The sequence below is a fragment of the Paenibacillus sp. BC26 genome, assembly GCF_900116125.1.
In the GTDB taxonomy this organism is placed as follows: domain Bacteria; phylum Bacillota; class Bacilli; order Paenibacillales; family Paenibacillaceae; genus Paenibacillus_Z; species Paenibacillus_Z lignilyticus.
Map to the genome: position 1 here is coordinate 232,838 of NZ_FPAD01000003.1, position 14,037 is coordinate 246,874.

The 14,037-nt window shown below is 53.8% G+C and carries 10 protein-coding genes; 7 read left to right on the forward strand and 3 right to left on the reverse strand.

Features of this window, described 5'->3' with window-relative positions:
• Nucleotides 1–523: 523 nt before the first annotated feature.
• Nucleotides 524–1,615 carry a glycoside hydrolase family 99-like domain-containing protein gene (locus BM412_RS22190; protein ID WP_091223356.1) on the forward strand — a complete coding sequence of 364 codons (1,092 nt, stop codon included), beginning with the start codon at nt 524–526 and terminating at the stop codon, nt 1,613–1,615.
• Nucleotides 1,616–1,746: 131 nt separating this feature from the next.
• Nucleotides 1,747–2,700 carry a hypothetical protein gene (locus tag BM412_RS22195; RefSeq protein WP_091223358.1) on the forward strand — a complete coding sequence of 318 codons (954 nt, stop codon included), beginning with the start codon at nt 1,747–1,749 and terminating at the stop codon, nt 2,698–2,700.
• A gap of 112 nt (nt 2,701–2,812) precedes the next feature.
• Here the strand turns inward: BM412_RS22195 and BM412_RS22200 are convergent, their stop codons facing one another.
• Nucleotides 2,813–3,814, reverse strand: a complete 1,002-nt coding sequence (locus tag BM412_RS22200; RefSeq protein ID WP_091223360.1) for an NAD-dependent epimerase/dehydratase family protein — start codon at nt 3,812–3,814, stop codon at nt 2,813–2,815.
• Between the two features lie 122 nt (nt 3,815–3,936).
• Nucleotides 3,937–5,100: a ParB/RepB/Spo0J family partition protein gene (locus BM412_RS22205; RefSeq protein ID WP_091223361.1), complete on the reverse strand. Its 1,164-nt coding sequence runs from the start codon at nt 5,098–5,100 to the stop codon at nt 3,937–3,939.
• A 195-nt stretch (nt 5,101–5,295) separates the two neighbouring features.
• Here BM412_RS22205 and BM412_RS22210 point away from each other — a divergent pair, with 195 nt between their 5' ends.
• The 5 genes from BM412_RS22210 to BM412_RS22230 all read left to right on the forward strand — a co-directional run bounded on the left by BM412_RS22210 (nt 5,296) and on the right by BM412_RS22230 (nt 11,799).
• Nucleotides 5,296–6,123 (forward strand): sugar phosphate isomerase/epimerase family protein, encoded by an 828-nt coding sequence (locus BM412_RS22210; RefSeq protein ID WP_091223363.1) that lies wholly within the window; start codon nt 5,296–5,298, stop codon nt 6,121–6,123.
• Between the two features lie 23 nt (nt 6,124–6,146).
• Nucleotides 6,147–7,022, forward strand: coding sequence for a VOC family protein (locus tag BM412_RS22215; protein ID WP_091223366.1), 876 nt, complete (start codon nt 6,147–6,149; stop codon nt 7,020–7,022).
• Between the two features lie 202 nt (nt 7,023–7,224).
• Nucleotides 7,225–8,973: an ABC transporter ATP-binding protein gene (locus BM412_RS22220; protein WP_091223368.1), complete on the forward strand. Its 1,749-nt coding sequence runs from the start codon at nt 7,225–7,227 to the stop codon at nt 8,971–8,973.
• A complete protein-coding gene (locus tag BM412_RS22225; RefSeq protein WP_256256521.1) occupies nt 8,966–10,855 on the forward strand; it encodes an ABC transporter ATP-binding protein in 1,890 nt (629 codons plus the stop codon). The genes BM412_RS22220 and BM412_RS22225 overlap by 8 nt, the downstream gene beginning before the upstream one ends.
• Before the next feature lie 269 nt (nt 10,856–11,124).
• Nucleotides 11,125–11,799 carry a TerC family protein gene (locus BM412_RS22230; protein WP_091223372.1) on the forward strand — a complete coding sequence of 225 codons (675 nt, stop codon included), beginning with the start codon at nt 11,125–11,127 and terminating at the stop codon, nt 11,797–11,799.
• Nucleotides 11,800–11,889: 90 nt separating this feature from the next.
• Here BM412_RS22230 and BM412_RS22235 read toward each other — a convergent pair whose 3' ends face one another.
• Nucleotides 11,890–13,962, reverse strand: coding sequence for a beta-galactosidase (locus BM412_RS22235; protein WP_091223374.1), 2,073 nt, complete (start codon nt 13,960–13,962; stop codon nt 11,890–11,892).
• Nucleotides 13,963–14,037: the final 75 nt, after the last annotated feature.

Here is a 14,037-nt window from a genome sequence, read left to right on the forward strand (position 1 = left end):
CTAGGAGCAACACATTGGTGGAAGAGTAGCATTTTAGGTGGAAGAGTAGCTCTGGGAGCAACTCATTGGTGGAAAAGTAGCAGATTAGTTGAAGGAGTAGCTCTAGGAGCAACACATTGGTGGAAGAGTAGCTCTGGGAGCAACACATTGGTGGAAAAGTGGCAGATTAGGTGGAAGAGTAGCTCTGTGAGCAACACATTGACGGAAAAGTAGCAGCTAGGATGCAAGAGAGGTACCAGTTACCTCACTTTGTCGGGAAATCGGCGAAAAGAGATCAAGAGAGGTAGTAGTTACCTTACTTTGGTGGGAAATCGGCGAAATGTGATCAAGAGAGGTACTAGTTACCTCTCATTGGCGGGCAATGTGCAAGAAGTGCAACGGTAGATCTACATTCATGAGAATGAGCTCAATTCGGAGTAAGAAGCTCACCAGGAGATCTACATTAGCGGACCAGCGGAGAAGTTACTTAGAAGAGGCGTGCCGCGAGCGCGACCAGTGTATTCGCAGGAGGCGATGATCAGTTATGGCAGAGCATAACCAACCGTACGAAGTAGCGGTATATTATTTTCCGCAGTGGCATCCGGATCCGAAGAATGAGGCCACCAAAGGCGAAGGCTGGACGGAGTGGCCGTCGCTTCGTGTGGCGAAGCCGGTATTCGCCGGGCATGAGCAGCCGAAGGTGCCGCTCTGGGGCGAGCTTGACGAGTCCGATCCTGCGGTGTCGGAGAAGCAGATCGATGCGGCAGCGGATCACGGCATCACCTCTTTTATCTATGATTGGTACTGGGATATGGGCGGCGGCGAAGGGCCGTTCCTGCATCGCGCGTTGGAGGATGGGTTCCTGCAAGCGCCTAATCGCGACCGGCTGCGTTTTGGCATCATGTGGGCGAATCATAATGAAGTGTCGCGCGAGCGGTTCGATGCGATGACGGACTATTTAATTATCCGATATTTTAACGAGCCTAATTTTCTCAAAATCGAAGGTAAACTCTACTTCTCCATCTACGAGTGCCACACCTTGATCAAAGGGCTTGGCGGTATCGCGGAAACGCGAGATGCGCTCCAGTCCTTCCGGGAGAAAACGCGCGAGGCCGGCTGCGGCGAGCTCCATCTTAATCTGGTGGAGTGGGGGTTAAACGAGGCTAATCGTGACATTATCGGACCGGACACGAATGAGCTGATCCGCACGTTAAGTATTGATAGCGTGACTTCCTATGTGTGGATTCACCATGTGGAGCCGGCGTCGTTTCCGGATTCCCCGTACGCAGATTGCGCTTCAGAGGCAGTCGCCAAATGGCCCGAGTTCCGCGATGCGTTCGAGGTGCCCTACTATCCGAATTCGACGATGGGCTGGGACCCGTCGCCACGCTGCAGACAAGATATTCCGCTTGTGCGCGGCGAATATCCGTACACGCCTATCCTGACCGGCAATACTCCGGAGGCGTTCGAGGCCAATCTTCAAGAGGTGAAGGGCTATCTCGATCAGTCGGATCTTGCCACACGCATGTTCACCATTTACGCCTGGAACGAGTGGACCGAGGGCGGCTACCTGGAGCCGGATACGATTCATGGCATGAAGTACCTCGAAGCGATCCGCAATGTGTTCGGCAAATAACCATATCTATACGCGTTGAAAACACGGTTCCTTAGGGAATCGTGTTTTTTGCATCTGATTATTGCATTCCCAATTGTCCTTAATGTGGAGTATACTCAGCTTTAAAAACATTCGTGAGGGGGAGCAAACCCATGTCTACGCAAAATAAATCCGATCGAGGGGAGCTCAAGCGAATTCTCCGCGAATTGGGGCAAGAGGAGCTCGTGGAAGTGTTGGCCGAGCGCATGTCCGGCTCGGACCTGAGCACGCTGCTGCTGGAAGTGTTCAGGCAGCGTACCGCCAAACGGCAGCCAAGCGAGCTGCTGCGCAGCTACAAGGAGAACCGCTTCGTGAAGCCGGCGGTTGTTGATCCGCTTGCGCTGAAGCAGCTGGAGCTCGATCTGCTGCGGATCGCGCAGCAGCAAGCTTACGAGCCGGTGCAGCTATCGCCTGTAGCGCCGCTTGGCTCCTGCTCCATCGTAGCGCCGGCGGATCAGAACAAAATCATCTCCGCCCTCCGAGGCACCGAGGTCGTCGCCGATGTGACCAACCTGCTGGCGCTCTATATCGCGGACGGCCTCAAGTCCGGCGAACGGAGCAACGCGCCGGAGATGCTGCGTTACTGCACGACGCACCGCCACGTTCGGGCGCAGAAATTCCCGGATGCGCCGGGGATGCTGCCGCATTTTGGCCTCTATGCGATGGTGACCTCCGGGAAGGACAGCGGCTCCTATACATTCGAGAAACAGGCTGTATGGGAGCATATCGCCGTGTACCGAGAGATATTCCGCGCACAGTTCGGAGGAGCGGAGATCGAGGTCATCGTGAACGCTCGACCTGGCTACACCGATCCAGAAGGGTTGAACAGCCGCCTAATTCAACATATCAGAGAGCAAGCGCCGGAGCTGGCAGTCACCGTGAACAGTGAGCCATCGGACAATGCCTACTACAAAGGACTTCAATTCACGATCAAAACGATCATCGACGGCAAGGTGCATTACATTGGCGACGGCGGTTTCGTCGATTGGACCCAGCAGCTGACGGGCAGCAAGAAAGAGCGCATGCTGATCAGCGCCATCGGACTCGACAGGCTGCTGCTACCATAAAAAGCTGAGCGTTCAATATTCGAACGCTCAGCTTCACACAGGAGGCGAAAAAGAAAAGACCCTGAGCACGCGATCAAGCTTCGATCGCTGCGCTGCAGGGTCTTTCATCGTATTAAGCTTTAGCGGCAAGCGGGGCAAAAGCGCCGCGGTACGCTTCAATGATTTCGTCTTCCCATGTCTCGTTATCGGAGTTCGGAATGCGATTCTCTTGCTTCATCACTTCGAACACCTGGCGCATCCCTTCTTCAAGGGAGACAGTCGGAACAAATTCAGGCACATCGCGCATCAGCTTCTCGCAGCTGTAGTAATCATTGTGCATGAAAATCTCTTCGCAAATGCCGAAGCGGCCGGAATCCGTGGATTTCAACGTTTGGAGCGGCACGCCGATGAGCTCGACTTCTCTGCCCAGCACTTTCATGGCCAGCTTATGATGCTGCTCCCAGGTCGTGAAGCCGCGCGGTACCACGTTGTACGTTTGGCCGAGGCAGTGCTTCTTGCCGAGTACGCCTGCGAATGCTTTGGCTGCATCATCGACATGCAGGAAGGAGTGAGGCGCTTTGCCGTCGCCGCAGATGAGAAGCGGTTTGCCTTTGAGAATACGGTCGATCCAAGTGAAGTCCCAAGCTACTTGACGCAAAATGCCGATTTGCGGGCCGTAGGTCGTGGACGGCTTCAGAATCGTAACCGGGAAACCTTCGCGGTGGTAAGCTTCCATCAGCGCCGTATCGGCATCGACTTTACCTTGGCCATAGCCGCTGATCGGACGAAGCTGGTGATCCTCGGTAACGGGCATCCACTCATATTCCACGCCATACGTACAAACGGTCGAGCATTGGACGAAATGCTGCACGCCGCGGAATGCGCGAATGCTGCTCTCCGCATCCTCGCGGTTAAAGCTAATCATATCGATGGCCGCATCGAATTTCTCTTGCTGCATCGTTTGCTCGAATTTGTCGCGTTCCTGACGATCGCCATTAATGATGCGCACGCCGGCGGGCAGTTCAACGCTGCTTTGACCGCGGTTATAACAAGTAACCTCGTGGCCTTGCGCCACCAGAAGACGAACAATGCTTGTACTGATATTGCCGGTACCGCCTAGGATAACAACTCTCATGTTTGAACATCCTCACTCTCTCGTCTTTAATCCTGCGAACAAAAAACCTCCTGCTAATAGTACCACAGGAGGCTGCTCGATTGGCAATCATAATCTGGCAAAAGAAAACGGGAATGATAGCGCTACCTTTCCCGAGCGGCTGCGACTGCAAGTTCGCGCAGAGACTGCCAGGCTGCTGCGCGCTGAGCGAGAGCGGCCAGCGTTCCGTCGATGTCCGCGATCAGAGCTTGCAGCTCCTCGCCGGAGGCCGCGTCATCCGCCAAGCCGCTCGGCAATGGCAGCGCGGTCAGCAGCAGCCGCGCTTCCTCGCGAGCCGCTGCCGCCGCTCTAGCCGCGGCTGAACTGCCCGCCGCCGTCGCCGTCTCGGACGCTGCCGCGGCGAACAAATCGCCGCCGCCGATAACCGCCGTCGTCGGCCCGGGCGAGATCGCCCCGTTCGCGACCAGCGTCACCGCGGCGGCGGCCAGCGCTTCCGCTTCGGCCGCCGCCTCCGCCGCGCGCCGAGCTCGCTCCGCTTTCGCCTCGGCCGCGAGCTCCGCCTTCTCCGCCGCCAGCTCCGCGGCGCGCTCGCGCTCCGCCTTGTTCTGCTGCACAGTCGACCAGGTCTGCAGCAGCTCATGCCCGTTCTTGTACAGCAGCTTGTCCTTCGTGCCGGACGAAATTTCCTTGTCCTTGAACAGCTTGGCGATCTTCTTCACATCGCTGACCGGCAGCGCGTCGCGAGCGATAATGAGCGCGAGCGGATCGCGGTGCTCGATCGGAAGATCCTTGATCGGCAGCAGCTGGTCTTCGGTCAGCTTGCCCTCCCGAATTTCCGTGCCGCTGACAATCAGCTTCCGCACAGAGTTGCCGAACTTCAGCAGCTCGCATTTGTTCTTGATATAGCTCTCCGGCTTGCCGAGCTTATTCGCGAGGTACTTGATCGAGCTGTTGAATTTGGACTCGTTCATCAGTTTGTGGAACGCTTCGGCTTCCTCAATTGGTGAGAAGCCTTCGCGCGTCAGATTCTCCGCGATCTGCTCCAGATAAATTTCCATCTCATCGGTCACCGTCGAAACGATGCAGGGGATGGTTTCCTTGCCGAGCATTTTGCTCGCTTTGTAGCGTCTGTTGCCATAAATGATTTTGTAACGTCCGCCCGGGGTCGTACGCACTTTAATCGGGGAGAGCAGGCCAATCTCCTCAATGCTCTTCATAAGCTCCTGCAGCGCTTCTTCATCAAACTGGTAGCGCGGCTGGTCGGTATCTTCATCAATGAGATGAGTCGCAATTTGGATAATGTCCATTATGATTTTCTCCTATCGTTCAGAAAGGTTCGAAATATGAGGGAAATAGAGTCACACGTATTATATACCATGATCTTTCCTGTGAAAATCTACCGTTTACTCCGTTTCCCTAAATTGGTAAATAGAGCGGGATGTGATACGATGAATTCATTCCGTGTTCATTTTATAAATGCTTCGATGAGGAGGTTTTACAAGTTGTCTTATTTATCGATTAGCACGTGGAGTTTGCATCGTTTGCTGGGGCCGCTTCGGTTCACATCGTGGAATGCCGAGACCGGGCAGCATGAGCAGAGCGTTCAGGAACAGCCGCAGGCGTTGACCTTGCTGGAGCTTCCGGCAGAGCTCGCGAGAAGAGGGTACCAAGCTGCGGAGGTTTGCCATTTTCATTTTCCATCAACAGATCCGGAGTACTTGGCGCAATTGCGGGAAGCGTTCAGCGCCGCAGCTCTGTCCTTCGATACGCTGCTGCTGGATTACGGCGACTTAACGGCTGAGGACGAAGTGAAACGCGAAGCGGATATCCGCTTCATGCGCGAATGGATTGATATCGCATCGCTGGCCGGCGCGAAGCAGATTCGCATTATTGCCGGAGAGGCGAAGCCGGATCAGGAAGAAGCGATCCGTAAGTCGGCGGATGCCCTTATCGAGCTTGGCCGTTATGCCTCGGGGAAAGGTGTGCGCGTCGTGTCGGAGAATTTCAAGTCGCTCACCTCAACGGGCTCATCGAGCGTTAAATTATTAGATCGCATCGGCGACGCGGCTGATTTCATTACGGACTTCGGCAATTTCGCGCTTCCTGCCAAATATGCGGAGTTTGCCATGACCTTGCCTCGGAGCGTATCCGTTCACGCCAAAGCGCAGTATGACGGCGACGGATTTCCCGATCGCGAAGAATTTCTCAAATGCTTGGAAACCGTGCGTGCGGCTGAGTTTAACGGCGCTATCGTACTTATTTATGATGGTCCCGGCGACATGTGGGCTGGGCTTGATCGGATTAAAGACATCGTAGCGGAATATTTATAGAGTATAGAGAAGAGGTGATCGGAATGTCCTTTGTCATTGATGCCGCAGCCCGAATTGGAATGGTCTATCTGCGAGTAAGCAATTTGGAGCGTTCGCTTGCGTTCTATCGTGAGGTTGTAGGGCTGCAGGTTCTCTCTCAAGGAGAAGGAACGGCGGAGCTGGGTGTGCAGGATAGCTCTGCGCCTCTGCTGCATTTGCGGGAAATCCCGCATGCGGTGCCGCGTCCGCGCCGATCAGGAGCAGGTCTGTATCATTACGCTTTGCTGGTACCGGACCGCAAATCGCTCGGTCTTGCGCTGCGCAACCTCATTGCAAGCGGCATTCACATCGGGCAGGCTGATCACTTCGTAAGCGAAGCACTCTATATCGCGGATCCCGACAACAACGGGATCGAGATCTACCGAGACCGTCCGCGCGAAGAATGGGAATGCGATGAGAAGGGGCAGTATGTCATGGGCCTCGATCCCATTGACTGGGAGGGTTTGCTCGCTGAAGCCGGTGATACACCGTGGAGCGGACTGCCTGTCGGCACGACAGTGGGACATATCCATCTCCATGTCTCGGAACTGCCGACTACGGAACATTTCTACCACGATGTGCTCGGCTTCGAGCTTGTCGCTCAAATGGCGGATTCTGCGCTCTTCATCGCAGCAGGCGGCTATCACCACCATATCGGACTCAATGTATGGGCCGGCATCGGAGCGGAGCTTACACCGGAGAACGCGCCGGGTCTCGATTATTTTGAAATCGTGCTTCCAACCGAAGCAGCGCAAATGGCGCTCTTCGCCCGTTTGCAGGCTGCGAGCGTACCTCTGCAAACCAACCGCGGAACGGTCATCGTACGCGACCCGTCCGGCATCGAAATTCATCTGATCGTCCAATCGCAAGCGCCGCACTAATCGAACTGTTGTGACGCAAAGCCTCTGTTATCCATCTATCTGGAAGAGGCTTTTTTGCTGAGTAAAAAGTGTAATAATTGCAAAATTTGGATAGGTGTTAGCATCCATCGATTGCTTGATTTATATGGGGAAACGTTGTTTAATTGTGTACACAATTTTGTGTGGAAATCTGCAAATAATGGTAAGAGGGAGGAGCTGTTTCATGGCTAGTCAGCGAGGGTTGCTGGTGACGTATATACGTAACAACTGGTATATCTACGCATCCGGCATTTCGTTTTCTATTGTTGCGAATTTATTCCAGGCTTATTTTCCGAAAGTGCTTGGCAATTTCACGGACCAGCTTCAACAGGGTGGACTGACGAAAACCGCGATCTGGGATTCCAGCATGATCTTGCTCTTAATCGGCGTTGCCTACGGTGTGCTGGGCGGTATCGGGCAGTTTCATATTATGTATGTGGGCCGAAAGTTTGAATGGTATACACGAAGGCGGCTGTTTGGCCATTTCACCACGCTTGGCGAGCAGTACTATTCGAAGAACGGCGTCGGTAAGCTGCTCAGCTATGTCATGAATGATGTAACGACCGTGCGTGAATCGATTGCGATGGGTGTCAATCAGACGGCGAACGCGGTGATGCTCATCATCTCTGTTATCGTCATGATGATTCTCAGCGACATTCCGATTTATCTGATTCTGGTTTGTATTTCACCGCTGCTTCTTATTCCATGGGTTGTCGTGCGAATTGGACCGAACATTCGTAAGCGCTCTCTTGCCGTACAGGAGTCCCTGGGCGCGATGACGGAATCGGCGGAAGAACAGTTCGGCGGCATTCGCGTGACGAAGAAATTTGCCGTAGAGGACATCATGAACGATCGGTTCGGCAAATCAGTAGACCGCATCATGGATAACCAGCTGAAGCTGGTGCGTATCTCGTCTTATTTTCAAGCACTCATTCCTTTTCTGGGGGCACTTTCCCTCATCATTACGCTGGCTTACGGCGGATATCTGGCACTTGGCGGCACGATTACGCTCGGTAATTTCGTTGCCCTTACGCTCTACGTTCGGATGATGGTTAACCCGCTGCAGGCGATCGGCAATGTCATTAATACGATTCAGCGTTCTCGGGCGTCTGTTGAGCGATTGAATGATCTGCTGAACAAGCAGCCGGAAATCAAAGAAGAGCCTTCGGCGGTGGAGGTCGATTGGCAGCGCGAGACGCTCTCGATCAACGATTTGTCCTTCGCCTATCCGGATTCACCGGAAGAGGCGCTTAAACATATTTCGCTGCAGGTGACACCGGGCAAGACCATCGGCATCGTAGGGAAAACCGGATCCGGCAAAACAACACTCACCAAGCTGCTGCTTCGCGTGTATGATCCTCCTCTCGGGACGGTAACGATTGGCGACAAGGACTTGCGCAGCGTGAAGCTTGAGAATTTACGCGGCGGCATTGCTTATGTTCCGCAGGACGGGTTCCTGTTCAGCTCGACGATTCGAGATAACATTTCGTTCTACAAACGCAGCGCGGATCTGGCCCAAGTAGAGAAGGCGGCGCGGCATGCTAAGATTCACGAGAGCATCATGTCGTTTCCCGATGGCTTCGAGACGAAGCTTGGCGAGCGTGGCGTTACCCTCTCGGGAGGACAACGCCAGCGGACGGCACTTGCACGCGGCATGATGATGGATGCGCCGATTCTCATTCTGGATGACAGCGTAAGCGCCGTCGATGCCGTAACGGAAACCGCCATTATTGATACGATTCGGAAGAAACGTCAGAACAAAACAACCATTATTATCGCTCACCGGATCAGCGCGCTCAAACATGCCGATGAAATCATCGTGCTGGACGAGGGCCGGATTGTGCAGCGGGGAACGCATGGGTCACTGCTTGCGCAGGGCGGCATCTATGCCATGCTCCATGCCATTCAGGAGGAGGGAAGCGGCGTTGGCTAAACTAATTACGAACGGGCAACTAGACGCAAGAACGGACATTCCGTTATCGCCAAGCAAAGAGAGTAACAAGGAAGCGTACAAGGGGCTTATCGGTTATGCGAAGCCTTATCGAATGACCTTTCTGGCCGTGTTTGGCTGTATTATCGTTGCGATCGCGGCTGATTTGCTGCAGCCTTACCTAGTTAAGATTGCGATTGATGACCATCTGATGAAGGGAGATCGAAGCCCGAATACGCTTTTTCTCATCGCCGGCCTTTATCTTCTCCTTTCCGTTGCCGGATTTGCTTTTACCTTCTTGCAAAATAATCTGCTCCAGAAAGCCGCACAGGGTATTGTGGCTGCGATTCGCAAGAAGCTGTTCCGCCATATCTCGAATCAGTCCATGTCGTATTTCGACCGAGTGCCAAGCGGCAGTCTCATCACGCATGTGTCGAGCGATACGGAGTCGCTCAACCAGTTCTTCTCGCAAGTGCTGCTCAGCGTGCTTCGTGACGGCTTGACGCTGGTGTTCATTATCGCGTTAATGTTTCAGCTCGATGTAAGGATGACGCTCTACTGCCTTATTTTGCTGCCGATCATCGCACTGAATGCGATCGCATTCCGTTCCTATATGCATAAGACCTATCAGATGACGAGAACCAATCTGTCGAGAATGGTTGCGTTTGTTGCGGAGAATCTGGCAGGAATGCGCATCATCCAAGTCTTCCATCAAGAAAGAGAGCAGCAGAAGCAGTTCGATGAGAAGAATCGGCTTTACTTCCGCTCCAATCTGCGGGAGATTCGGACGAACGTGCTGTTTAACCGCTCTTTTGAAATGATGGGCAACCTGTCCGTTGCTTTCGTCACGTGGCTTGGCGGGAATGCGGTGCTTGGCGAAAGTCTGCCGTTTGGCGTACTCTTCGCTTTCATTACGTACATTCGCCAATTCTTCCAACCGATCAATAATATCTCGCAGCAGTGGAATACGCTTCAATCCGCAACGGTATCATTAAACCGGATTTGGGGCATATTCGGAACGGTGCCGGAAGTGCGGGATGCCGAGAAAGTGCGAGGCGTGGATGCTTCCGCTGTGAAAGGGCAGATTGATTTCGACGGCGTGAAATTCGGCTACAAGGATGGTTTGACGGTCATTCATCACCTGGATTTGCATGTGAAGCCGGGTGAAATGATCGGGATCGTCGGTACAACGGGTGCAGGCAAAAGCTCGCTCATCAGTCTGCTCTGCCGATTCTACGATGTGCAGGAAGGCCGCGTCACGATTGACGGCACCGATGTTCGCGAGCTGCCGCAGGAGACGCTTCATCGGTTGATCGGTTTGGTGCAGCAGGAGCCGTATCTCTATTCCGGCAGCATTATCGACAACGTGAGACTGTTTGACGAGACGATTACGAGGGAGCAAGTCATGGAGGCTTGCCGACTCGTAGGCGTAGATACGCTGATCGGACGGATGAAGGACGGTTACGATACGCGTTTGTCAGAGCGGGGGAGCGGGCTGTCTGCCGGTGAGCGCCAACTGATTTCATTCGCGAGAATTATCGTGTTCAAGCCGAAGATTCTCATCCTCGACGAAGCAACGGCCAATCTGGATTCGCATTCCGAGCAGCTCATTCAAGAGGCATTGACGCTCGTGTCCCAAGGACGTACGACGATGGTTATCGCGCATCGTTTATCCACTATTATGGGGGCAGACCGGATCCTCGTCATGAAGCAGGGCGAGATCGTGGAGGAAGGCAACCATAAGGAGCTGCTCGCGCGCGGCGGGTATTACGAGGAGCTGTATCGACACTCGCAAGGACAGAAAGTGCAGCAGCTTACTGTGGGAGCTGTAGGCGGCACCGGCGGAGTCATGACTCCGAAGAAGAAGAGCTGCGGAGTCGGGTGACGGGGATAACTATGGCAGTTATCCCCAGAATGTTGGTGAAATGTGGATAGTTTGTGAGTAATTCTGTGGATAGTGAAGCTCACGAGGAGATCTACAAGAGCGAGAATGTCGAGCCTCCCTCCGAAAGAGGGAGAACGATGACCATTCTGCTAAGGTAATGCAATAATAGGCCATAACTTGGCCGGTATCGTCAATAGACAATCTGATTTGTTCTGTGAGATAATCAATCAACTATTGTGATACTCAGTCTGAAGTAAGGAGCTTGAAGAATGGAATACCTATTATTGCTGGCAGAAATTATGCTGGTCAATCTCGTGCTTAGCGGCGACAATGCGGTTGTTATCGCGCTCGCTAGCCGTAATTTGCCATTGCAGCACCGCAAGAAAGCGGTTTGGTGGGGAGCGATGGCTGCTGTAGGGCTGCGGATTATTTTGACTGCGGTTGCCGTATATTTGCTCAAAATCCCGTTCATCCAAGTAGCCGGCGCATTGCTCTTGTTCTGGGTAGCCATACAGCTGCTTAAGGATGATGGCGACAGCAAGGACATCGAAGGTGCGCAATCGCTTGTGAAAGCGATTCGGATTATCGTGACGGCTGACTTTATTATGAGCTTGGACAATGTACTGGCGATTGCCTCCATTGCCAACAATAATATTTGGCTGATGTCGCTTGGGGTCGCGCTCAGTATCCCGATTATCGTATGGGGCAGCCAGTTGATCATGTCGCTGCTGCACAAGTTCCCGATTTTCATCTACTTAGGCGCAGGCATTCTGGGCTATACGGCCGGTGAAATGCTGGAGGAGAGCGAGACCGTGAAATCGGGGCTGCACAAGGTTTCCGAGTATGCGGATAATGTCTTCCCGTTTATCTGCGGGCTGCTTGTCATCGCGATTGGATATATTCTGCAGAAACGTGGACGTAGTTCCGAGGTACAAGGAGCTTAACCTCCATTCTTCAACTTAAACAAAAAGGCGAGCCGCAAGGGATCCGAAATCCCAAGCAGCCCGCCTTTTCTATTCTTCAGTACTCGCCTATTAAGCTTGCGTCTTCCTCTTCAACAATAGAACCCCGTTTGCCTCAAGCTGGGCCGATTTACCAACCGTTGCCCCAGTCTCAAGATCTTCGTAGCCACGCTCATCCAGCGTTACGGTCTGCGTCTTGCCGCTGAAATTCATTACGAAGATATAATCATGCTCCCCATCCGAGCGCAGCTGCGCCGTCACGCCATCCGGCAGATCCGTGTCCAGCGTACGGCTGATGCCTGCCTCTTCCACAATACGGGCATAGAAGTCGCGCAGAAAATCTCCCTTAAGCCGCGTCGCCATATGATAAGCGTGACCTGCCCCAAGACGATTCACAGTCAGAGCCGGCTGCCCGGCATAGAAGTCGCTCTCATAAACGCCGAGCACTTCCGCGCCCTCCGTATGGATGATTTCACAGATTTCATGCGACTCGTACGTGCCGCTGAGCGCAAGCGGGTTGCCGTCGGCGAGAACCAAACCGTTGCGGTCATGCTCATACAGCCCTTCGATTTCCTCGGCCCAGATGCCCAGCGTCTTGCGCAGCGGCCCCGGGAATCCGCCGAGATGGCATAGATCGGTAGCGTCGACAATGCCCGACCAATAGGTTGTCACAAGCGTACCGCCGTTCTCCACAAACTTCTCCAGGCGGCAGCCCGTCTCTTCGGTGCATAGGTACAGCATCGGAGCGACGATTAGCTTATAGCCTGACCAGTCCTCCTCGGAGCCGACAACATCAACGGGAACGCCAAGATCCCAGAAAGCTTTGTGATGCGCAATGACGGTTTCTTCATAATGCAGCCCGATGTTCCGCGGTCCTTGCGAGTCCTTGATCGCCCACCGATTATCCCAATCGAAGAGCAGCGCCGTTTGCGAAGGCGTCGCGCTGCCGAGCACTTCCGTTAAGCCGGACAGCGTCTTGCCAAGCGAAGCAACATCGCGGAATACGCGCGTATGCTCCGTTCCGTCATGGTCGACGACTGCGCCGTGAAACTTCTCGCTGGAGCCGCGGCTTTTGCGCCACTGGAAGTATTGCACCGAATCGGAGCCATGCGCCACCGCTTGAAGGGAAGAAAGGCGATGCATGCCGGGACGCTTCAGCTTGCTGACCGGCTGCCAGTTCGTTAAGCTCGGCGTGCTTTCCATAAGCAGAAAAGGTTTACGCTTCAAGGAACGATACAGGTCATGATAGAAAGCAAAGAATGCCGCCAATCCGCTGTCATCCGCCGCTGCATGCCAAGTCGGATAAGCATCCCACGAAATGACATCGATTTCTTGGGCCAGCTTGCGGTAATCCAGCCCTTCGATCATATGCATATTGGTTGTAATCGGAAGCTGTGGATTGAATGGTCGAACCGAAGCAACCTCGTGTTTGCAGAAATCCGCCGTCTGGTCGCTGACGAACCGCCGCCAATCCAGATTATGAGCATGGACCAGGAATTCACCATGGAAAGCCGGCGACTCGATCTGCTCCCAATTCGTATAGGTATGGGCCCAGAAAGTTGTCCACCATGCAGCGTTGAGCGCATCCAGTGTACCGTATTTGGCTTTCAGCCAGTCACGAAAAGCATCTTGGCAGTAATCACAATGGCATTCGCCGCTAAATTCATTCGAGATATGCCACCCCAGAACAGCAGGATGATTGCCGTAACGCTCAGCAAGCTTCGTATTCATAATTGCTGTCTTCTCGCGGTAAACAGGCGATGTGAAACAGTGGTTATGGCGCATGCCGAACAGGTTGCGTACTCGGTTGGCTTCTACGCGCAGCACTTCGGGATACCGCTGCGCCATCCATGCCGGACGCGCGCCGCTTGGCGTAGCGAGCCAAGCATAGATGCCATTGGAAGCGAATGTATCGAGCAGGCGGTCCATCCATTCGAAGGTGAACACGCCTTCCTCCGGCTCCAGCGCAGCCCATGCGAAAATGCCTACAGCCATCGTATTGCAGCCCGCGAGCTTCATTAGCCGAATATCCTCGGCAAGCACCTCCGGATCGTGCTGCCACTGGTCCGGATTATAGTCGGCGCCATGCATGAAAACAGGGAGCTTGTCGCTTATTGGGGGAAACTTTTGCAGCTTCGTTGTCATGGTTTGTAATCCTCCTGATTATTATCGTACAATTCACGCATTACGGATTTGAGTTTTGCGGTCTCTATGAACTCC

Excerpts from the sequence above, each read along its gene's own strand:
- BM412_RS22190 (WP_091223356.1), top strand. The coding sequence starts at position 524 with ATGGCAGAGCATAACCAACCGTACGAAGTAGCGGTATATTATTTTCCG.
- BM412_RS22195 (WP_091223358.1), top strand. The coding sequence starts at position 1,747 with ATGTCTACGCAAAATAAATCCGATCGAGGGGAGCTCAAGCGAATTCTC.
- BM412_RS22230 (WP_091223372.1), top strand. The coding sequence starts at position 11,125 with ATGGAATACCTATTATTGCTGGCAGAAATTATGCTGGTCAATCTCGTG.
- BM412_RS22220 (WP_091223368.1), top strand. The coding sequence starts at position 7,225 with ATGGCTAGTCAGCGAGGGTTGCTGGTGACGTATATACGTAACAACTGG.
- BM412_RS22215 (WP_091223366.1), top strand. The coding sequence starts at position 6,147 with ATGTCCTTTGTCATTGATGCCGCAGCCCGAATTGGAATGGTCTATCTG.
- BM412_RS22205 (WP_091223361.1), bottom strand. The coding sequence starts at position 5,100 with ATGGACATTATCCAAATTGCGACTCATCTCATTGATGAAGATACCGAC.
- BM412_RS22200 (WP_091223360.1), bottom strand. The coding sequence starts at position 3,814 with ATGAGAGTTGTTATCCTAGGCGGTACCGGCAATATCAGTACAAGCATT.
- BM412_RS22235 (WP_091223374.1), bottom strand. The coding sequence starts at position 13,962 with ATGACAACGAAGCTGCAAAAGTTTCCCCCAATAAGCGACAAGCTCCCT.